Origin of the sequence: Mesorhizobium sp. KR9-304, assembly GCF_040049215.1 — a bacterium.
Lineage (GTDB): Bacteria > Pseudomonadota > Alphaproteobacteria > Rhizobiales > Rhizobiaceae > Mesorhizobium_K.
The window spans coordinates 513,335-533,959 of the sequence record NZ_JBDZDN010000001.1 but is presented as its reverse complement, the minus strand read 5'-3'; the positions used below and the strand labels follow the sequence as shown (position 1 = coordinate 533,959).

The following is a 20,625-nucleotide window of genomic DNA, read 5'->3' as shown; positions in this document are numbered from 1 at the left end:
GTGGGGCTGATGGCGTTGCTTGCCGGCTGCCAGGCGCTCTCCAGCCTCTCGACGGGCGGCCAGATCAAGGAATCGGCATTCCGCCCGTCCGAGACACCCGTTACCGTCGATTCCGTTTCCCGCAACGACAGGCTGGCCGAGCTCGCCAAGGCCCAGCATCCGCGCATCCTTGCGACCTATGGCGGCGAATATTCCGATCCCAAGCTCGAGCGCATGGTCGCCAAGGTCGTCGGCAGCCTCACCACCGTGTCCGGCAATCCCCAGCAGGCTTACCGCATCACGATCCTGAATTCCCCGAACGTGAATGCCTTCGCGCTGCCTGGCGGTTATCTCTACATCACCCGCGGCTTGCTGGCTCTGGCCAACGATTCAGCCGAACTTGCCGCCGTTGTCGCTCACGAGATGGGCCATGTCACCGCCAATCACGGCCTGCAGCGCCAGCAGAAGGAAGCCGAGGAGGTGCTTGCCACCAAGGTGGTGACCGACGTGCTCAGTACGAATCCGAACGCGAGCATGGCGCTGATCCGCGGCAAGCTCCGGCTGGCGCAGTTCTCGCGCAACCAGGAGCTGGAGGCCGACGCCATCGGCATCCGGACCAGCGGCCAGGCCGGCTTCGACCCCAATGCGGCGGGACGTTTCCTTCAGTCCATGTCGGCCTATACTGATTTCCGCTCGGTGAGTGGCGCGACCGACGCCAGCCTCGACTTCCTGGCCAGCCATCCGAACGCCCCCCAGCGCATCGAGCTGGCACAGCGGCATGCCCGCCAGTTCGGGCCACCCGGGCAGGGCGCGCGCGATCGCGATTCCTTCCTCGCCGGCATTGACGGATTACTCTACGGCGATACGCCGGAGGAAGGTTTCGTGCGCGGCAACACGTTCCTGCACCCGCGCCTCGGCATCTCCTTCTCGGTGCCGCCGGGCTTCGTCATCGACAACAGCGCCGCTGCCGTGACGGCGACGGGACCGGGCGAGCTTGCAGTGCGTTTCGACGGGGTAACGCTTAACGGGCGCACGCAACTGGCCGACTACATCCGCTCAGGCTGGGTTGCCGGTCTCGATCCTTCGAGCATTCGCACGCTGACAATAAACGGCAATGAGGCCGCCACCGCCCGCGCCGCCGCTGACGGCTGGAAATTCGACATCACGGTAATCAGGGCTTCGGGCCAAGTGTACAGGCTGCTCACGGCCGCGCCCATGGCGAGCGATCAGCTTGACGCGACAGCCCAGACGGTCGGGGGCAGCTTCAAGGTGCTGTCCGCCCGCGACAAGGCTTCGCTGAAGCCGCTGAGGGTGCGCATCGTGACAGTCAGGCCGGGCCAGACGGTAGGGTCGATCGCCGCGTCGATGGTCGGCGTCGACCGGAAGCTCGAGCTTTTCCGGGTCCTGAACGCGCTTTCGCCCGGCGCCGCCGTCTCTGCCGGCGACAAGGTCAAGATCATCACGGATAGCTGACGGCGCCCGGAGCAATTCCAGGAAAAGTGGAAACCGGTTTTCCCTAGGAATTGCGACAAACAAGGATTCGGTCATGCGGCGATGAAGCCGGACCCCTGCTTGATCAGCGCGGATTTGAGCTTTTCCAGCGCACGGCTTTCGATCTGGCGTACGCGTTCCTTCGAGATGCCGAGAGTTTCGCCGAGAGCTTCCAGCGTCGCGCCGTCTTCCGACAGGCGCCGCTGCTCGATGATCTTCATCTCGCGTTCGTTGAGCACGCCAAGCGCGTGTTTGAGCCACACTGCGCGGCGTTCGATATCGATCGTCTCCTCGACGATTTCGTCCGGCAGCGGACCGTCCGAGACGAGGAAGTCGGAGCGATCGGCCGAAGATGCGCTGTCGTCGAGCATTGGCGCATTGAGCGAGGTGTCGGATCCGGAAAGGCGTGAATCCATAAGCGCGACATCGGCTTCCGACACGCCGAGCGCCATCGAGATTTCCCGGCGGATGGCGACGTTCGACAGCGACTCCGATCCCTGCGCCAGACGTGCCCTCAGCCGCCTGAGGTTGAAAAACAGGGCCTTCTGCGCCGAGCTCGTGCCGCCGCGCACGATCGACCAGTTGCGCAATATGTAGTCCTGGATCGAAGCCCGTATCCACCAGCTCGCATAGGTCGAAAAACGCACGTCGCGCTCCGGTTCGAAGCGGGCCGCGGCCTCCAGCAGGCCGACATGGCCTTCCTGGATCAGATCCCCGATCGACAGGCCGAAATGACGGAACTTCGAGGCCATCGATATGACGAGCCGCATGTGAGACGTTGTGATTTGGTGGAGCGCCTGCTGATCGCGATTCTCTTTCCAGCGGACGGCGAGGTCGTGCTCCTCGCCGCGTTCGAGATAAGGCGCTCGCATCGCAGCCCTGACCAGCGTCCGATCGATGCTTTCGTGGCTCACGCGGCGCTCCCGATGCTTGGCGCGACCGTCCGCGAAGCCGGCGGCCACGCTTACGCGACGCCGGCAAGACGCGCGCAAAAACTGCAAACGCGCAACGGCGGCAAATGTTCCCTGGCTGACTTGTGGGTGACATCCCCAACTCGCCGGCCATCGAGTCGCCGGTGGGAAACTGCCTTGCCAGCGGCGCGTCTTCCTTTGATAAGCGTGGTGCGCGGGGGAAAGCGTTCAGCGGCCTCGTTGGGATCAATAGATCGGGAGATTGTCATGAAGCTCGGATTGCTGACCGCACCCTTTCCGGAAACGCCGCTCGATGGGATCGCCGATTGGGCGAGTTTGTCGGGTTTCGAGGCTTTGGAGATCGCCTGCTGGCCGAAATCGTCGGGTCCCACGCGCCGCTATGCCGGAACCAGCCATATCGACGTGGCCTCGATCACCGCTTCGCAAGGCAAGGCCATCGTCTCAAAGTTGAAGAAGAAAGGCCTTGAGGTCTCCGCGCTCGGCTACTATCCGAACCCGCTGCATCCCGACAAGGCGCACCGCAAGGCGGTCATCGAGCACCTCAAGAAGGTCATCGCCGGAGCCGGCAGGATGGGCGTCGGCCTAGTCAACACCTTCTGCGGCGGCGACGCCTCGCAAAACGTCGAGGCCAACTGGCAGGAGGCCCGCAAGGTCTGGCCGGACATCATCGCCTTCGCGCGCGACAACGGTGTCAGGCTCGCCTTCGAGAACTGCCCGATGATCTTCAGTTATGACGAGTGGCCGGGCGGGCACAACATCGCGTATTCGCCCTATGTCTGGCGCCGCATCATCGAGGAGTGGAAAGGCGAGGTCGGCATGAACTACGACCCGTCGCACCTGGTCTGGCAGATGATCGACCAGGGACGATTCATCCGCGAGTTCGGGCCGCATATGTTCCATGTCCACGCCAAGGACCTCATGATCGATCGCGACGGGCTCTACGAGCGGGGCATCATGTCGGTAGGCATTGGCTGGCAGATCCCGCGCATGCCGGGCCTCGGCGAGGTCGACTGGAACGGCTTTTTCTCGGGTCTTTACCGCGTCGGCTACGACGGCCCTGTCATCATCGAGCACGAGGACCGCAGGTTCGAGGGCAGCGACGCTGCCGTGAAGCGCGGTTTCCTGCTTGCCCGCGACGTGCTCAGGCCCTTCGTGAAGTAACAGCCGCCGAGGCAGACGCCATGGCTTGAACGCGGTTGGCCGAATGCGTATGTCGTGACGGCAGCATTGGAGAACCATCTTGTCGGCATTGGACCGTTTTCTCGGCGATTCGCCGCTTCGCGTGCTGATCAAGCTCATCGTCATTTCCTTTCTCGTCGGCGTGGTCATGCACGCCTTCGGCTGGTCGCCGTTCGACGTTCTGGAAGGCATTCGCGACTTCTTCCTCGACATCTGGAACATGGGCTTTTCGGCGATCGAGCGTTTCCTAGGCTACTTCCTGCTCGGAGCCGCCATCGTCGTTCCGGCCTTCATCCTGCTCAGGCTATTCAGCTACCGGCGCTGACCGCGGTTCGCGACTGCCGGTTTTTTGCTTGGCCGCAAGCGGCCGGACGATTGCTCCGGGCCTGGGACTGATGCAGACCGGTCTCCGGAAGGCAGGAAATGGACCAAACCTCGCACCCTTCAATGGCGGTCCGGCCGTTTTCGGTGACCCATCGCACGGTGCTGGCGATCGCCGTGCCGATGACGCTCGCCTATCTGACGACCCCGCTGCTTGGTCTGGTCGACACGGCTGTCGTCGGCCAGTTCGGCGACGCGGCGCTGCTCGGCGGCCTCGCAACGGGGGCTCTGGTCTTCGACATCGTCTTCACCACCTTCAATTTCGTCCGCTCCGGCACGACCGGCCTGGTGGCGCAGGCTGTTGGCCGCGGCGACGAGGTCGAGCAGCAGGCAGTGTTCTGGCGCGCCTTTGCCATTGCCCTGATCGCCGGGTTTGTGCTTGCCGCGCTGGCTCCGCTTTTCGTCTGGTTCGGCCGGTGGTTCATGGGCGCCGACCAGGGCGTTGGCGACGCAATGGAAACCTATGTCCGCATCCGCCTGTTGGGGGCGCCCCTCTCGCTGATCAACTACGCCATCCTCGGCTACGTGCTCGGGCGCGGGGAGGGCACTCTGGGGCTGATGCTGCAATTGGTCCTCAACGGCATCAACATCTTGCTGTCGATCCTTTTCGGCCTGAAGCTCGGCTGGGGCATTGCAGGCGTCGCCTGGGGCACGTTCGGCGGCGAACTCGCCGCCATGCTGCTCGGACTGGCGATCGTGCTGCGCCGCTTTGCCGGCGGGCAGCCAATCGCGCGGGGCCGTCTCTTCGATCGCCGGGCGTTCGGCAGGATGATCTCGCTCAATCGCGACATCATGATCCGATCGTTCACGCTGCTGGCGGCCTTCGCGCTTTTCACCAGACAGGGCGCGCAGTTCGGCACCGTGACGCTCGCCGCCAACGCCGTGCTGATGAACTTCTTCATGGTCGCGGGCTTCTTCCTCGACGGCTTCGCCACGGCGGCCGAGCAGCTTGCCGGCCGCGCGGTCGGAGCGCGCGATGTCGGCGCCTTCCGGCGCGCGGTCTGGCTGACCGTCCTTTGGGGCCTTGCGCTGGCAGCCGCGGCGACGCTGGTCGCGCTTGCCTTTGGCACGGAGTTGATCGGCGTCATCACAACCGCCGAGGACGTCAAGGCCGCTGCCGTGACCTATTTGCCCTGGGCGGCCTTCACGGCGCTGAGCGGCGTGCTTGCCTTCCAGATGGACGGCGTCTTCATCGGCGCGACCTGGTCGCGCGACATGCGCAACATGATGCTGGCGTCGTTCCTTGTCTTCGCCGCGGCTTTGATCGTGCTGGCCCCGGCGTTCGGCAACAGCGGCCTCTGGGCGGCGCTGCACGTCTTTCTGCTGAGCCGTGGCATTAGCTTGCTTGCGACGCTGCGCTTCAAGTTGAGGACGGCTTTCTAAAGCGCCTTGTCCGCCCAGTGGCCGAGGCGGGTATCTCGGATTTCAGCCAGCGAGCGCAGTCCTTCCTTGTCTAGGAACCGCGAAAATCCCTTGAGGATTCGACCGGGCAGGGCGGGTCCCGCATAGATCATGCCGGTATAGAGCTGGACGAGATTTGCCCCGGCGCGGATCTTTTCGAGCGCCGTCTCTGCGTTGTCGACGCCGCCGACGCCGATGATCGCGACATCGGGTCCAAGCAGCTTGCGCATCTTGGCCAGAGCGATGGTCGAGCGCTCGAACAGCGGCCGGCCTGACAGGCCGCCCGCCTCCGCCGCATGCGCCGAGGATTTGAGGGCAGGGCGGGCGATCGTGGTGTTCGACACGATCACCCCTTCGAGCCTGTTCTCCAGCACCTCGGCGGCGATGTCCTCGAGGTCGGCCTGATGGAGATCGGGCGCGATCTTCAGGAACAGGGGCACCTTGCGCCCGGCCTTCAGGATTACCGCGTCCCGCGCCGCCACCACGCGCGAAAGCAGCTCGGCAAGGCTGGCGCGCGCCTGCATGTCGCGCAGGCCGGGCGTGTTGGGCGAGGAGATGTTGACCGTAAGATAGGAGGCGAGCGCCGCGAAGCGTTCGACGCCGAGCTCGTAGTCGCGCATGCGGTCGGCGCTGTCCTTGTTGGCGCCGATGTTGACGCCGACCGTACCCGCTCGCCAGGCACGCGCCGCCAGCCGCCGCTCCGCCGCATCGTGGCCTTCGTTGTTGAAGCCGAGCCGGTTGATCACCGCCTGGTCCTCGGTCAGCCGGAAGATACGCGGCTTCGGGTTGCCCGATTGCGGCAGCGGCGTGATCGTGCCGACCTCGACGAAACCGAAGCCGAGCCTGAGCAGCGCATCCGGCGCTTCCGCGTTCTTGTCATAGCCGGCCGCCATGCCGAGCGGATTGTCGAAGGCGAGCCCGGCCACGGTCGTCCTCAGCCGTTGATCGTAGTGCGGCGACAAGGCGACAGGCACGCCCGACTTCAGCGCCTGGATCGACAGGCCGTGCGCGGTTTCGGGGTCGAGGCAGAACAGCGCCCGGCGCCCAAGCTTTTCGAGCACGCCGAGCATCATGCGAGCTCTGCCGGGAAGACGTGGGCGCCGTCCGCGCCGAGCGGCAGCGGCTTGGTCCAGAGGACCGCACCAGGATCGAGCGGGGCGTAAAGGTGCGGAAACAGCGCCCTGCCGCGCGAAACCTCCCATTTGAGCGCCTCTCCGAGCGGTTCGGCGTCGATTGCGACGAGCAGCAGGTCGCGCTGGCCGGCAAAGTGCTTGGCGGCGGTTTCCCTGACTTGCCCGGCGGTCGAGAAATGGATGTATCCGTCAGCGAGATCGACCGGCGCGCCGCCGAAGCGGCCGGCCTTCTCGGCCTCGCGCCACAAGGCCTCCGCGCAGATCTTGTAGATGATGTCAGTCATGACGCGGCTATAGGCCGATTGCGGCGGGCGCGGAAGGCGCTGCCTTCGTCAAGTCCCCAATTTCGGCGCAAAGCAGTTCGAGAATCGTGTAGAATGCCGCTTGGGTGGACTACGGCTTCGGCCAGATCAAGCGAGTGGAGGATGCCATGTCCCGTATCGCCATCATTTCCCCGCTTCTGCTTCTGTCACTGCTGACCGGAGCGTCCGCGACCGAGCCCGATCGCTACCGGCTGGAAAAGACGCCCAACGGCTATGTCCGCATGGACACCAGGACCGGCGAGATGTCGGTCTGCCAGGAGAAATGGGGCGAGCTCGTCTGCAAGATGGCGGCCGACGAGCGGACCGCCGTGCAGGACGAGATCGAGCGGCTGCAGAACGACATCAAGGCGCTCGAAGACCGCCTGGCGGGTGTAAATGTGCTGGAGGATCGGGTCGCGGCGCTCGAAAACTCGCTGACGGCGAAAATCGAGAAGACCTTGCCCACGGAGGAGGATTTCAACAAGACGATGAGCTATATGGAGCGCTTCTTCCGCAGCTTCATGGGCATCGTCAGGGATTTCGAGAACGAGAATTCGAAGCCGGCCGAGCCCGGCGCGGACAAGACGTAAGCTTGGAACGCCGGCATTCTTGCCTGAAGGGGCCAGCCGCCGCATAATCGGCGGAAGCGTCCACACGAGACACAAGGCGCGGCGCAGCGGGAGGGGTATTTGTCGCCTGGCTACAAGTTCGTGATCGCGGACGATCATCCGCTGTTCCGCGGCGCGCTGAAGCAGGCGCTGGCGGGGGTGAGCAACGTCGCGACGATCCTCGAGGCCGGCGATTTCGACAGCGCCAAGGCGATCGTGGCGGGCAATGACGACATCGACCTGGTGCTGCTCGATCTCGCCATGCCGGGCGCCGCGGGCCTGTCCGGCCTGATTTCGCTGAGGGGAATCAACGCAGCGGTTCCGCTGGTGGTGGTTTCGGCGCATGACGATCCCGAGACCATCCGCCGCTCGCTGGAACTCGGTGCGTCCGGATTCATCTCGAAGTCGGCCAGCATGGAGGATATACGCGGCGCGGTGGAGACGGTGCTTGGCGGCGGCGTGACCGCGCCGGCGGGCATCGACCTCGGCGTCGAGCGCGACCCGGAGATATCCGACCTGATCAAGCGGCTGCAGTCGCTGACGCCGCAGCAGACGCGTGTGCTGGGCATGCTGGCGGAAGGGCTCCTGAACAAGCAGATCGCCTACGAACTAGGCGTGTCCGAAGCGACGATAAAGGCGCATGTCTCGGCTGTACTGCACAAGCTCGGCGTCGACAGCCGCACCCAGGCGGTGATCCTGCTCTCCAGGATAGGCGCGGATCCCTTGCAGGCAGCGGGCTGAGGCGACTACTCCGCGGCCTCCGGCGTCATGCGGCGCAAGCGCGTCATCAACGAACGCAGGACGGCAGGCTTCAGCGGCTTGTTGATGACGGGCACGTCGATCAGGTCGGCCGCCTCGCGCACTTCGTTCGAGCGGTCGGCGGTGACGAGGACGGCCGGCGTCGCCGCGCCGAAACGGGCGCGCAGCTTGCGGATCACGTCGAGCCCGTTCTCGCCGTCGAGATGGTAGTCGGCGAGGATGACGTCGGGGGTGAAGTTCGCGCCGGCGTCCTCGATCGATTTCCAGCCTGAATGCGTGAACACCGTGCAGCCCCAGCCCTCGAACAGGAGCCGCATGCCTTCGAGGATGCGCCGGTCATTGTCGATGCAGAGCACCGCCATGCCGTTCAGCGCGACCGCCGCCTGAACCGGCGGGGCGGCTTCGGCGACGGCCGCCGGCTCCTCCGCGTCCGTGACCGGCAGGATGACCGAGAAGCGCGTGCCCTTGCCGCGGCCCGAATCGACCTGCAGCTCGAGCCTCAGCACGCGCGCGATCCGATCGACGATGGAGAGCCCGAGCCCGAGCCCCTCCGCTTCCTTCGCGCCTTCCTCCAGGCGCGTGAATTCGCCGAAGATCGAGGAGAGCTTGTCGACGGGGATGCCGATGCCGGTGTCGTAGACCTGTATCTCGGCGAGTTCGCCGCGACGGCGCACGCCAACCAGGATGCGGCCGCTGCGCGTGAACTTTACCGCGTTCGAGACAAGGTTCTGGATCAGGCGGCGAAACAGGTTGCGGTCGGTGCGCACCACCAGCGAGGACGGTACGATCCTGAGGTCGAGCTTCTTTTCGGCCGCCAGCGGCTGGAAATCGGTGCCGATCTGGCGCAAGAGCCCGTCCAGCCGGAAGGCCGTCTCGACCGGTTTCATCGCGCCGGCGTCGAGCCGCGAGATGTCGAGCACGGCGCCCAATATGGTCTCGACCGATTCCAGCGAGGATTCGATGTTGGCGGCGGCTTCGCCCGCATGCCCCTTGCCGGCCTTCTCGATCAGCGACGAGCAATAGAGGCGGGCGGCGTTGAGCGGTTGCAGGATGTCGTGGCCGGCCGCCGCCAGGAAGCGTGTCTTGCCGAGGTTGGCTTCCTCGGCGAACATCTGCGCCTGCGCCAGCTCCTCGTTGACGCGGGTGAGCTCGGCGGTGCGGCGCGCGACGCGCTGTTCCAGCGATTCGTTGGCGCGCTTCAGCGCAAGGTCCGCCTCCACCCGCTGCGTTATATCGGTATAGGTCGCGACGATGCCGCCGTCCGGCATCGGGTTGGAGCGCAGCTCGATGATGCGGCCGCTGGTCTTCAGCTCCATCTGCCAGGGGGTACCGAAGGTTGTCATGCGGTCGAGGATCGCGACCTGGGCGTCCGAAGCTATGTCGCCGCGCCGCGCCAGATGCCTCAGGATCTGGACGAGCGAGACGCCAACCTGGCCCATCTCGTCGGGCAGGTCGAACAGGGCACGGTACTGCCGGTTCCAGCAGGTCAGGCGGAAATCCTGGTCGAAGACGGTGATGCCCTGCTCCATCTGATCGAGCGCGATCTGCAGGAGGTCGCGATTCTGCTGCAGCGCCTCGGTCGCATCGTCGAGCAGCCTGAACGTGTCCTTGGAGGCGCTGTCGCCGCGCTTGAACAGCAGCGACAGGATAAGCCGCGCCGAGGAGGAGCCGACCGCACTGGCGAGCAGCTGTTCAGAGAAGCGGATGACGTCCATTCCCGCCTGCTCGTTGCCGTTCAGCGCGCCGTTGTTGGCCTCGAAGGTCTGGAACGAGCGCTCGGTGCGCTCGACGCCAAGATAGCGCGAAATCGTGTCCTTGAGGTCGTTGACGGTCATCGCCGTGCGGAAGCGCTTAAGGCTCGGCATCGGGCCTGAGTCGCGCGGCACGAAGATCGCGGCCTGGATGCGCTCCAGCGGCACCGACGCGCGGGAGAGCGAACCGAGAATGAAGAAGATGAGATTGATCGACAAGCTCCACATGACGCCATGGTTGAGCGGTTCGGCCTCGGTGCCGAACAGCGCGTGCGGTCGCAGGGCGTCGATGCCGAAAGGCCCATTGATCAGGATGCCTGTATCGGGCGCGGCAAGCGACGGCAGGAGCAGCGTGTAGGCCCACACGACGATGCCAGCGGCCATGCCGAGCGCCGCGCCGCGCGCATTGGCGCGGCGCCAGATCAGTCCGCCGAAGAAGGATGGCGCGAACTGGGCGATAGCCGCGAAGGACATCAGCCCGATGGATGCCAGCCGCGCATTGTTGGTGCTCTCGCGATAATACAGGAAGGCGACGAACAGGACGATGAAGATAGACGCGCGGCGGATGTTGAGGATCAGGTTCGACCAGTCGCCGTTTTCGGCGGGCTCGCCCTTGAGCAGCCGCCGCACGAACAGCGGGATGACGAGATCGTTGGAAACCATGATCGACAGCGCGACGCTGGCGACGATGACCATTGCGGTCGCTGCCGACAGGCCGCCGATGAAGGCTGCCATGGCAAGCAGGTCGTGGCCGTGGAGCAGCGGCAGCGAAAGCACGTAAAGGTCGCTGCCTGTGGCGTCGCCGACGAGCACGAGCCCGGCGAGTGCGACGGGCAGGACGAAGAGGTTGATGGCGATCAGGTAGAGCGGGAAAACCCAGGTCGCGGTGCGAAGCTCGGTTTCGGCGCGGTTCTCCACGATCATCACGTAGAACTGGCGCGGCAGCATGATGATGGCGAAGCCGCTGAGCGCCGTCATCACCAGCCAGGTGCCGAGCGAGGTGCGGTAGTCGAGCGAGGCCTGCACCTGCGCGTTGGCGCCGAGCGCGTCGAACAGGCCCTGCGGGCTCTCGAACAGGAAAAAGAAGACGAAAACGCCGACGGCGAGGAAAGCCGCAAGCTTGACGACGGATTCCACGGCGACGGCGAGGATCAGCCCGTCCTGGTGCTCGGTGGCGTCGGCGTGGCGCGTGCCGAACAGTACGGCAAACAGCGCCAGCAGCATGGCGATGATCAGCGAGACGTCGCTGACGAAGGGATCGAAGGACAGCGGCGTGCCGTTGTAATGCTCGACCATCAGGCTCACCGAGCCCGAAATGGCCTTGAGCTGAAGCGCGATATAGGGGACCGCTCCGACGACGGCGATCAGCGTGGCGATCGAGGCGACGGCGAAACTCTTGCCGTAGCGGGCGCCGAGAAAGTCGGCGATCGAGGTGATCTTCTCGGCCTTGGCGAGCGCAATGATGCGGCGCAGCAGCGGGAAGCCGAAGACGAAGACCAGAACCGGACCGATGTAGATGGCGAGGAATTCGAGCCCCCGCTCGGTGGCGAGGCCGACCGAGCCGAAGAAGGTCCAGGACGTGCAGTAGATGGCAAGGCTGAGCGCGTAGATGTAGGGGCGCTTGCGTGCAGGTCCCCGCCGCGCCGACCGGCGGTCGCCGATGCTGGCGATGAGAAAGAGCAGCGTCACATAGGCAACGGCTATGATGACGATGAGGAAGCCTTGCACGCCCGAAACTCCTCCCTGCGCGGTCATGCTCGATTGTCCGGCAGACGCAATCATAGCTTGAGATCGAAGTCCATGGCCGACCGGCAGGCCAACGCCATGATTGCCGGTCCGGTCGACCGCATCATCACCCGAATCCAAGCGTTGCCTGCGCTGCGTTTCTTGTGACAATCCTATTGAGCGTATCTGATACGTGGATAGTTCTCCGCTCTTTAGCCGCCAACCCATTGATCCCGTTTGATCATAAAATTAGCTCGTAGGAATCGACCAACACCGTTTCCGTCTCCCTTATCCTTGCGCTTGCTCCTCCCGCGGGAACGCCGGTCGCGACGGTGGTCAGGTGGGGAGGAGACGGCGCCTCCGTCTTGCGGCTAACGTGGCTGCGGGGCCGGGGAGGTCTAGTCCAAGGGTTCCCCTGCCGCCACTACGGGCGGTGCGTGCTGGACGAGCACATAGCCTAGAGGCCAATGCCGCAAGGCAAAGAGTATCTGGGCGGAGCGGAACGGACTGGAACAGAAATCGCCGGACGGGCGGCCGCGAGGTCGCGTTGTTTATTTAGATTGGCGTCCGAACGGCCGCCCGTCTTCCCGATCCTGAGGGGCGAGCGAAGCGAGCCGCGAAGGGTCAGTTCTTTGACAGTGGCCAGACCGGCAACGGGGCGTGGCGACGATGAAATGCGCTCGTTATCCGGGCAAATTATCGGCTTCGGCGCCCGGCGATATTTGTTAAGCTCGCCGCGCGGGCATGCCGAATCCCGGCCGCACGGGATCGCGGCCGAACCAAGGAGGGTTTTATGATCAAGGAATTCCAGGAGTTCATCTCCAAGGGCAACGTCATGGATCTCGCCGTCGGCGTCATCATCGGCGGCGCCTTCGGCCTGATTGTGTCATCGCTTGTCGGCGACATCATCATGCCGGTGGTCGGCGCGATCTTTGGCGGCTTCGATTTCTCCAACTACTTCCTGCCGCTGTCGTCCAACGTGACGGCCGCCTCGCTGGAGGAGGCAAAGAAACAGGGAGCGGTGTTCGCTTATGGCAACTTCCTGACGGTGCTCATCAATTTCCTGATCCTTGCCTGGATCATCTTCCTGATGGTGAAGGCGGTGAACACGATGCGCAAGCGGCTGGAGCGCCAGAAGGAGGCCGCTCCCGCTGCGCCGCCGCCCGCCGATGTGCAACTGCTTACCGAAATCCGCGACCTGCTCGCGAAACGGGCGTAAGGCCCTGGATCAAGAACCCGGCCGCGCTGGCGGCCGGGTTCGGGTTTGCGGCCGGGCGAAAACCGGCTAAGCCGGCCTTCCAGCCAATCCGATGGAAACTCCATGTCCCTGACCGATATGCTGCGTGCCGAAGCGCGCCTTGCCCCCGTGAGCGGCATCGAGGCGGTGGCCAATTACGGCCGCGACCGGAAAGGCCTGATCCCGCTCTGGGCCGGCGAGGGCGACCTGCCGACGCCGGACTTCATCAATGCTGCGGCCATGCGAGGGCTTGCCGACGGCGAGACGTTCTACACGTGGCAGGCTGGCATACCCGAACTGCGCGCCGCGCTTGCCCGCTATCATAAGCGCCATTTCGGGCTCGCTTTCTCGCCGGACGAATTCATCGTCACCATCGGCGGCATGCAGGCGATCGTGCTTGCATTGCAGGCCACGGTCGGCGCCGGCGACGAGGCGATCTACCTGGATCCTGCCTGGCCGAATTTCGCCGGCGCGGCCGGCGTGGCGGGGGCGGTGCCTGTGCCCGTTCCGCTGATCGAGGGCGCGAATGGTTGGTATTGCGACGTCGCCCGTGTCGAGGCGGCGGTGACGCCGCGCACCAAGGTCATCTTCGTCAACACGCCGGCCAACCCGACCGGCTGGACCGCCGACATCGAGACGCTGAAGGCGCTGCTCGACCTTGCGCGCAAGCACGGACTCTGGATCATCGCCGACGAGATCTACGCGCTGTTCCACTATGGCGGGCGCCGGGCGCCGTCATTCATGGACATCATGGAGCCGGAAGACAAAATCCTCTTCGTCAACACCTTTTCCAAGAACTGGGCGATGACCGGCTGGCGCGTCGGCTGGCTGCGGGCACATCCCTCGCTCGGGCGGACATTCGAGAACCTCATCCAGTATTCGAGTTCGGGCGTGGCGCAGTTCCTGCAGCGCGGCGCGATCGCCGCGCTCGACGAAGGCGATGCGTTCCTGGCGTCGCAGGTCGAACGGGCACAAAGGGCGCGCGATCTGGTATGCAGGAAACTGGCCGAGACGGGCAAGGTGCGCTTCAGCGTGCCGCCCGGCGCATTCTACCTCTTCTTCTCGGTGGAAGGCATGAAGGATTCAACCAGGGCGGCCTTCGACATCGTCGACAAGGCCTCCGTGGGCCTCGCGCCCGGCGTCGCCTTCGGAAAGGCCGGCGAAGGCCATCTCAGGCTGTGTTTCCACCGCCGCCTCGACCAAGTCGAAGAGGCCGCCGACAGGCTGGCGGAATGGATTAGGAAGACCTAGCGGGCCGTCAAAGTCGCCCGCCCGGGTGCCGACTGCTCACCCGCCGGACTTGGGCACCAGCAGCGGGATGATGCGCTCCGAGGTGGCGACCGAGGGGCGGCCGGCGGAGCCATAGGGAATGCCGAGCGCGTCCCAGGTCTCGACCAGCGCGTCGCGCAGCCTGTCGATCAGGATGCCGTCGTGAAACGGCGTCGGCGTGATGCGCAGCCGCTCCGTGCCGCGCGGCACGGTCGGATAGTTGATCGGCTGGATGTAGATGCCGTGCACGCCGAGCAGGCGGTCGGTCGCCATCTTGCAGAGTTCGGGGTCGCCGACGGCGACCGGGACGATGTGCGTGTTGGACGGCATGACCGGCAGGCCGGCGGCTGTCAGCACCTCCTTGGTGCGCGCGACCTGGCGCTGCTGCGCCTCGCGCTCGGCCTGCGACGTCTTGAGGTGGCGGATGGAGACAGTCGCCGCAGCGGCGATTGCCGGAGGCAGCGCGGTGGTGAAGATGAAGCCCGGCGCGTAGGATCGCACCGCGTCGATGACGGACGCGTTGCCGGTGATGTAGCCGCCGAGCGTGCCGAACCCCTTGGCGAGCGTCCCCTCGATGATGTCGATGCGGTGGGCGAGTTCTTCCCGCTCGGTGATGCCGCCGCCGCGCGGGCCGTACATGCCGACGGCGTGGACCTCGTCGATATAGGTCATCGCGTTGTATTTCTCGGCGAGGTCGGCGATCTCCTCGATCGGCGAGATGTCGCCGTCCATCGAATACACGCTTTCGAAGACGATGAGCTTGGCGCGCTCGCGCCCGGCCGCCGCAAGCAGGCTTTCGAGATGGGCGACGTCGTTGTGGCGGAAGATCTTCTTCTCGGCGCCCGAGCGGCGCACGCCCTCGATCATCGAGGCGTGGTTGAGTTCGTCGGAGAGGACGAGGCAGTTCGGCAGAAGCCGCGCGATGGTCGAGATCGACGCCTCGTTGGACACGAAGCCGGAGGTGAAGACGAGCGCGGCCTCCTTGCGGTGCAGGTCGGCGAGTTCCAGCTCGAGCTCGACCAGCGGATGGTTGGTGCCGGAAATGTTGCGGGTGCCGCCGGCGCCTGACCCCATGCGGCCGGCCGCCTGCTGGAAAGCTGCGATGACATCGGGATTCTGTCCCATGCCGAGGTAGTCGTTGGAGCACCAGACGGTGATTTCTTCGGCCTTGCCGCCGGAGCGCCAGATGGCGCGGGGAAACGAGCCGGCAATGCGCTCGATATCGGCGAAGACGCGGTAGCGCCGCTCGGCGTGGACCTGGTCTATCGCTTCGTCAAAAAAACGCTGGTAGTTCATCGTGGCCTTCCGGTTCGCGGCGGATCATAGTAGGCGGTCGGTTTTTCGTCCATCCGAACAGAACGGTCAAAATGCCACGCCAGTATGGTCTATAACGACACCGATCCGCTGTTGCTTCCTTGATCCCAGTCAATTTCAATCGGGTTGATGCGCGCCTCACGTAACCGCCTGATGCCTTCACGAGATTTTACTGGTTTCGGCCGGGTTGCCCCGGTTATGAACTCGCGATTTTTGCCTGGAGAGTCCCAATGAGTGTCCTCGTTACCGGCGGAGCCGGCTATATCGGCAGCCACATGGTCTGGGAACTGCTGGACCACGGCGAGTCGGTCGTGGTGCTCGACCGGCTGTCCTCCGGCTTCGACTGGGCAGTGCCGGCGGAAGCGCCGCTTCACGTTGGAGACGTCGGCGACGGCGAACTGGTCGCCAGGATCATCCAAGAACACAAGGTCGATGCGATCATCCATTTCGCCGGCTCGCTGATCGTGCCCGAATCGATGTCCGACCCGCTGCAGTACTACGAGAACAACACCTGCAAGACGCGCAGCCTGGTCGCTACCGCCGTGCGGGAAAAGGTGCCGCATTTCATCTTTTCCTCGACCGCCGCGGTCTACGGCACCGCCGGCGTGGAGCCGGTCCGCGAGGACGCGATGACCAAGCCGGAATCGCCCTACGGCACGTCCAAGCTGATGACAGAGTGGATCCTGCGCGACACCGCCGCCGCGCATGCCGACTTCGACTACACGGTGCTGCGCTATTTCAACGTCGCCGGCGCCGATCCGAAGGGCCGCACGGGCCAGTCGACGCCGGGCGCGACGCTGCTGATCAAGGTGGCGGCAGAGACGGCGCTCGGCAAGCGGCCTTTCATGCAGATCTACGGCGACGACTATCCGACGCCCGACGGGACCTGCATCCGCGACTACATCCACGTCACCGACCTGGTCGCAGCGCACCGGCTGGCGCTTAACCGGCTGCGCGCCGGCGGCGGCAGCCTGGTCGCCAATTGCGGCTACGGCCACGGCTATTCGGTGCTGGAGGTGATGGATAGCGTGAAGCGCGTCTATGGCGGCGAGATCGACGTGCGCATCACTGGACGCCGGCCCGGCGACGCGGTTGCCGTGGTGGCGAACTCGGATCTGGCCCGCAGGGAGTTCGGTTGGGCGCCGCGGCTCGACAATCTCGACGGCATCGTGTCCGACGCGCTTTCCTGGGAGCGGATCCTCGCGACCAAGAATTGGCCCAACCGCACCGGGTCATAGGCGCGGAACGCACGGAGAGGCGACATGACGAAAAGATTGAACCAGCCGCTCGGCGGCAACGACATGCCGCGCTTCGGCGCGCCGGCGACCTTCATGCGGCTGCCCACGCAGCCGACGGCAAGCGGGCTCGACGCCTGCTTCGTCGGCGTGCCGATGGACATCGGCACCTCCAACCGTCCCGGCACGCGTTTCGGGCCGCGCCAGATCAGGGCCGAATCCTGCTTCGTCAGGCCCTACAACATGGCCTCGCGCGCGGCCCCCTTCGACAGCCTGCAGGTGGCCGACATCGGCGACGTGGCCATCGACACGTTCAACCTGCCCAAATGCATGGACATCGTCACCGACGCCTATGACCGCATCCTGGCCGAGGACTGCATTCCGCTGACGCTTGGCGGCGACCACACGATCGCCTATCCGATCCTGCGCGCCATCGCCAAGAAGCACGGTCCGGTCGGCCTGATCCATGTCGACGCGCATGCCGATATCAACGAGCATATGTTCGGCGAGCCGATCGCGCACGGCACGCCGTTCCGCCGCGCGGTGGAAGCCGGCGTGCTCGACACCAAGCGCTGCATCCAGATCGGCCTGCGCGGCTCGGGCTACGCGGCCGACGATTTCGATTGGCCGCGTCAGCAAGGCTTCCGCGTCGTGCAGGCGGAGGAGTGCTGGTGGAAGTCGCTGACGCCGCTGATGGAGGAGGTGCGCGCGCAGATGGGCGACGGCCCGGTCTACCTGACCTACGACATAGACAGCCTCGACCCCGGCTTCGCGCCCGGCACCGGCACGCCGGAGATCGGCGGCCTGACCACCATTCAGGCGCTGGAGATCATCCGCGGCTGCTGGGGGCTCAACCTGGTCGGCTGCGACCTCGTCGAGGTCTCCCCGCCATACGACACATCAGGCAATACGGCACTGACGGCGGCCTACCTGCTGTTCGAGATGCTGTGCGTGTTGCCGGGAGTCGAGCGGCGGGTGTAAGGCGAGGAAACGCGTCATGCGGGGAGGAGTAGCGTGAAGATCGTGGTGCTCGGCGCCGGCGTGGTCGGCACGGCGGCCGCCTACTGGCTGGCCCGCGACGGCCATGAGGTGACGGTCGTCGAGCGCCATGCGGGCCCCGCGCAGGGCACGAGCTATTCCAATGCGGGGCTGGTGTCGCCGGGGGACGCCACGGCCTGGGCCTCTCCGGCGGCGCTGAAGACTTTCATGCGCGCGCTCTATCGGCGCGATCTCGGCATACGCGTGAAGTTCAGCCTCGATCCGTATTTCTACGCCTGGACGCTGCGCTTCCTCTTGCAGTGCACGACCGCGAAGATGCGCGCCAACACGCTGGTGAAGCTACGCCTTGCTCTCCACTCACGCGACTGCATCAACCGCATCGAGGACGAGACTGATATCGGCTACGACCAGCGCAAGAAGGGCATCCTGTATTTCTTCCGCTCGCAGCAGAGTTTCGACACCGGCACCGACAATTACCGCTTCCTTGGCGAGCACGGCCTGCCGATCGAGATCGTCGACCGCAAGCGGCTGGTCGAGCTGGAGCCGGGCCTCGCCGGCGCTGCGGCAAAGATCGCGGGCGGCATCTATTCGCCTGTAGACCAGACCGGCGACTCGCGCTTGTTCGCCACGCGGCTTGCGGCTTACGCCGAGGGCAGGCTCGGCGTGAAATTCCGTTTCGGCACGGCGGTGGAAGGTTTGGACGTCGAAGGGGATCGCGTCACCGCGATTCGCACCGCGAACGGCCCGATCGCGGCGGACGCCTTCGTGCTGTCGCTCGGACCTGAAAGCGGCGTGTTCGCCCGCCGCCACGGCATCGACCTGCCGGTCTATCCCGTCAAGGGCTACACGGCGACCATACCGCTCGTCGATCCCTTGAAGGGACCGACCATGGGCGGCGCCGACGAGGACCGGCTGATTGGCTATTCGCGGCTCGGCGACCGGCTCAGGCTCTCCTCCACCGCCGAGTTTGCCGGCTTCGACCGCAGCCATAGGCCGCGCGACTTCGCCACAATGTTCCACACCGCGCGCGACCTCTTTCCCGGCGCTTTCGACGAGAAGCGGGCGGAGGTCTGGGCGGGGCTGCGGCCGATGATGCCGAATTCTGTGCCCGTCATCGGGCAGGCGCGCTACAAGAACCTCTATCTCGACACCGGCCATGGCCATGTCGGCTGGACGATGGCGGCGGGTTCCGGCCAGTTCCTCGCCGACCTGGTGGCGGGCCGCAAGCCGGAGATCGACCCGGCCGGGCTGCTTTACAGGGGTTAGATCTCGGCCAGGTCGCCGAGTGCTTCGATCAACGGCTGGATCTTGTGCTCGTAGTTCTTCCAGCGCTTGACGGACGACGTATAGACCGGCTGGCGCACCTGCCAGTTGCTTGCGGTAAACACGGTTCGGTCCGTTTCGTAAAACTGCAGACAAGCCGAATCCCAAGGCAAGCCCAGAAACTCGATGAGGCGGCGGGATTCTGCTTCCTGATCCGCAACGAGCGTCTCGTAGCTGCATTCATAGATGCGACCGGGAAGTACGGTGTTCCAGTGACGCATCAGACGGTTGTACTCGCGATAATACAGACCCAAATTGGTGAGGTCGGCATTGTATCCGTGTCTGACGTCGAAGTTCGTCATGAAGCATGACACACACGTGTCGATGGCGTCGCGACGACAATGAATGATACGTGCGTTGGGAAACAGCAGCGCAATAAAGCCAATCAACTCGAAATTGCTCGGCATTTTGTCGGTGATACGCAGGGCTTCGGGTGCGTTTTTTCTGAGATCGACGAGGTAGGCCGTTGCCATCCGGCTCAATTGCTCGGAATTCACCGCGGTGAGCAATTTGCTGAACGGGTCTGGCGATCCCCGCGTTAGTCCCGCCATCTGGCCTAACCGCCCCAACGTCGGCAGCTCTCCTGCACCGTGGACGCTTGGATGAGACGCGCAAATCTGCTCAACGAGAGTTGTTCCGGATCGCGGCATGCCGACAATGAATACCGGTACCTCGGATGATTCGTTTGGCTCTGTCTTGGAACCGAGTAATTCGGGGCTGAAGGTCCTTATGATCGAATCGTAGTAGCTACGGGACGCTTCGAGATTGAAGCCGCGGCCGGCCATTGTTTTCGCCTCTTGGAAATGGTCGACCGCTTCGTCGTAGCGTTTCAGATCGTTCAGGATCTTCCCGATGGCATAGTGGACCCAAATCGCCTCGGATCTCGGCAAAGACGGATTGGAAAGCTCTTCGCCGAGGCGCCGAAGCTCCTGCGGCTCACCCGAAAACTCGCGTGCGCTGACGAGGGAGTGCCAAGCCCAGCCGACATGATGCCGCCGGGCGATCGCGGCTTCCAGATGCTTGATCGCATCCTCCATTCGGCCGAGGCTCATCAGCGCCTGAGCGAGGCCTACCCTGACCAGTCGATGGTTGCGGTCGATCCCGTAGGCCCTTTCGAAGAATGACAAGCCAAGCTCGGCATTGCCAGCTCTGGCGTTCAGCCGTCCCTCTCCACAGAGAGCTTCGACCGAAGAAGGCTTCAGGACCAGCGCTTGACGGAAATGTCGTTGCGCCGCCTCCAACTGATCCTTGTTCTCATAGGTTTCGGCAAGAACCACGTGAAAGAACGCGTCCGTGGGTTTTGCCTTAATGGCACGCCTAAGATAATCGATTGCCAAACCAAGGTCCCTGGCATCAAGGGCCAGTGTGGCTGCCTGATAAAGCGCCTGCGCATTGCCTGGATTGCGCGTCAGAACGTTGATGCAAAGCTGCTCGGCTTCCCTACGCCGACCCTCTTGTTGACGCAGGAGTGCCAATCTGAGGAGATCATCGTCGCTGAATGGCCGTGGAGTTGGCTGAGCCGCAGCCAGAGATCGTGTCTTTAGATGTTTGGCAAAGGTGGGCGGCAAACGATTTTTCATGCGGGCTCGCTAGCAAAATTGGCCCGA

At 64.6% G+C, this 20,625-nt stretch carries 17 protein-coding genes; 11 read left to right on the top strand and 6 right to left on the bottom strand.

Annotation, left to right across the window (positions count from 1 at the left end):
- Nucleotides 1-9 precede the first annotated feature (9 nt).
- Nucleotides 10-1,452 (top strand): M48 family metalloprotease, encoded by a 1,443-nt coding sequence (locus tag ABLE71_RS02560; RefSeq protein WP_348783639.1) that lies wholly within the window; start codon nt 10-12, stop codon nt 1,450-1,452.
- Nucleotides 1,453-1,523: 71 nt separating this feature from the next.
- Here the strand turns inward: ABLE71_RS02560 and ABLE71_RS02555 are convergent, their stop codons facing one another.
- On the bottom strand, nt 1,524-2,384 hold the full coding sequence (locus tag ABLE71_RS02555) for an RNA polymerase factor sigma-32 (RefSeq protein ID WP_348781800.1): 861 nt from the start codon (nt 2,382-2,384) through the stop codon (nt 1,524-1,526).
- A 264-nt stretch (nt 2,385-2,648) separates the two neighbouring features.
- Between ABLE71_RS02555 and ABLE71_RS02550 the strand changes: the two genes are divergently transcribed.
- The 3 genes from ABLE71_RS02550 (at nt 2,649) to ABLE71_RS02540 (ending at nt 5,345) form a co-directional block, all read left to right on the top strand.
- Nucleotides 2,649-3,563, top strand: coding sequence for a sugar phosphate isomerase/epimerase (locus ABLE71_RS02550; protein ID WP_348781799.1), 915 nt, complete (start codon nt 2,649-2,651; stop codon nt 3,561-3,563).
- A gap of 76 nt (nt 3,564-3,639) precedes the next feature.
- On the top strand, nt 3,640-3,906 hold the full coding sequence (locus ABLE71_RS02545; RefSeq protein ID WP_348783638.1) for a DUF6460 domain-containing protein: 267 nt from the start codon (nt 3,640-3,642) through the stop codon (nt 3,904-3,906).
- Nucleotides 3,907-4,004: 98 nt separating this feature from the next.
- Nucleotides 4,005-5,345, top strand: coding sequence for an MATE family efflux transporter (locus ABLE71_RS02540; RefSeq protein WP_348781798.1), 1,341 nt, complete (start codon nt 4,005-4,007; stop codon nt 5,343-5,345).
- Here the strand turns inward: ABLE71_RS02540 and ABLE71_RS02535 are convergent.
- Nucleotides 5,342-6,433 (bottom strand): quinone-dependent dihydroorotate dehydrogenase, encoded by a 1,092-nt coding sequence (locus ABLE71_RS02535; RefSeq protein WP_348783637.1) that lies wholly within the window; start codon nt 6,431-6,433, stop codon nt 5,342-5,344. The two genes, ABLE71_RS02540 and ABLE71_RS02535, sit on opposite strands and share 4 nt — an antisense overlap.
- Nucleotides 6,433-6,780 carry a DUF952 domain-containing protein gene (locus tag ABLE71_RS02530; protein WP_348781797.1) on the bottom strand — a complete coding sequence of 116 codons (348 nt, stop codon included), beginning with the start codon at nt 6,778-6,780 and terminating at the stop codon, nt 6,433-6,435. The genes ABLE71_RS02535 and ABLE71_RS02530 overlap by 1 nt, the downstream gene beginning before the upstream one ends.
- 146 nt (nt 6,781-6,926) lie before the next feature.
- Between ABLE71_RS02530 and ABLE71_RS02525 the strand changes: the two genes are divergently transcribed.
- Nucleotides 6,927-7,388 carry a hypothetical protein gene (locus tag ABLE71_RS02525; RefSeq protein WP_348781796.1) on the top strand — a complete coding sequence of 154 codons (462 nt, stop codon included), beginning with the start codon at nt 6,927-6,929 and terminating at the stop codon, nt 7,386-7,388.
- A gap of 99 nt (nt 7,389-7,487) precedes the next feature.
- Entirely contained in the window at nt 7,488-8,147 is a 660-nt protein-coding gene (locus tag ABLE71_RS02520; protein ID WP_348781795.1) for a response regulator transcription factor, read from the top strand.
- 5 nt (nt 8,148-8,152) lie between these two features.
- Here the strand turns inward: ABLE71_RS02520 and ABLE71_RS02515 are convergent, their stop codons facing one another.
- Nucleotides 8,153-11,644, bottom strand: a complete 3,492-nt coding sequence (locus ABLE71_RS02515) for a PAS-domain containing protein (protein WP_348783636.1) — start codon at nt 11,642-11,644, stop codon at nt 8,153-8,155.
- Between the two features lie 790 nt (nt 11,645-12,434).
- On the opposite strand from ABLE71_RS02515, the gene mscL reads away from it, so the two are divergent.
- Together mscL and ABLE71_RS02505 are read left to right on the top strand one after the other, a co-directional pair.
- Nucleotides 12,435-12,860, top strand: coding sequence for a large conductance mechanosensitive channel protein MscL (mscL, locus tag ABLE71_RS02510; protein WP_348781794.1), 426 nt, complete (start codon nt 12,435-12,437; stop codon nt 12,858-12,860).
- A gap of 102 nt (nt 12,861-12,962) precedes the next feature.
- Nucleotides 12,963-14,129, top strand: coding sequence for a pyridoxal phosphate-dependent aminotransferase (locus ABLE71_RS02505; protein ID WP_348781793.1), 1,167 nt, complete (start codon nt 12,963-12,965; stop codon nt 14,127-14,129).
- Nucleotides 14,130-14,165: 36 nt separating this feature from the next.
- Here ABLE71_RS02505 and hemA read toward each other — a convergent pair whose 3' ends face one another.
- Nucleotides 14,166-15,443 (bottom strand): 5-aminolevulinate synthase, encoded by a 1,278-nt coding sequence (gene hemA / locus ABLE71_RS02500; protein WP_348781792.1) that lies wholly within the window; start codon nt 15,441-15,443, stop codon nt 14,166-14,168.
- Nucleotides 15,444-15,691: 248 nt separating this feature from the next.
- Between hemA and galE the strand changes: the two genes are divergently transcribed.
- From galE to ABLE71_RS02485, 3 genes are read left to right on the top strand one after another with little or no spacing between them, the layout of a single operon-like run.
- Complete coding sequence (gene galE, locus ABLE71_RS02495; protein WP_348781791.1) at nt 15,692-16,699, top strand: UDP-glucose 4-epimerase GalE; 1,008 nt, start codon at nt 15,692-15,694, stop codon at nt 16,697-16,699.
- Nucleotides 16,700-16,723: 24 nt separating this feature from the next.
- Nucleotides 16,724-17,677 carry an agmatinase gene (speB, locus tag ABLE71_RS02490; protein WP_348781790.1) on the top strand — a complete coding sequence of 318 codons (954 nt, stop codon included), beginning with the start codon at nt 16,724-16,726 and terminating at the stop codon, nt 17,675-17,677.
- A gap of 33 nt (nt 17,678-17,710) precedes the next feature.
- A complete protein-coding gene (locus tag ABLE71_RS02485) occupies nt 17,711-18,961 on the top strand; it encodes a D-amino acid dehydrogenase (protein ID WP_348781789.1) in 1,251 nt (416 codons plus the stop codon).
- On the opposite strand, the gene ABLE71_RS02480 is transcribed toward ABLE71_RS02485, so the two are convergent.
- The gene (locus ABLE71_RS02480; RefSeq protein WP_348781788.1) at nt 18,958-20,598 is read right to left on the bottom strand and encodes a sulfotransferase; all 1,641 of its coding nucleotides are present in this window, start codon (nt 20,596-20,598) and stop codon (nt 18,958-18,960) included. The two genes, ABLE71_RS02485 and ABLE71_RS02480, sit on opposite strands and share 4 nt — an antisense overlap.
- Nucleotides 20,599-20,625 lie beyond the last annotated feature (27 nt).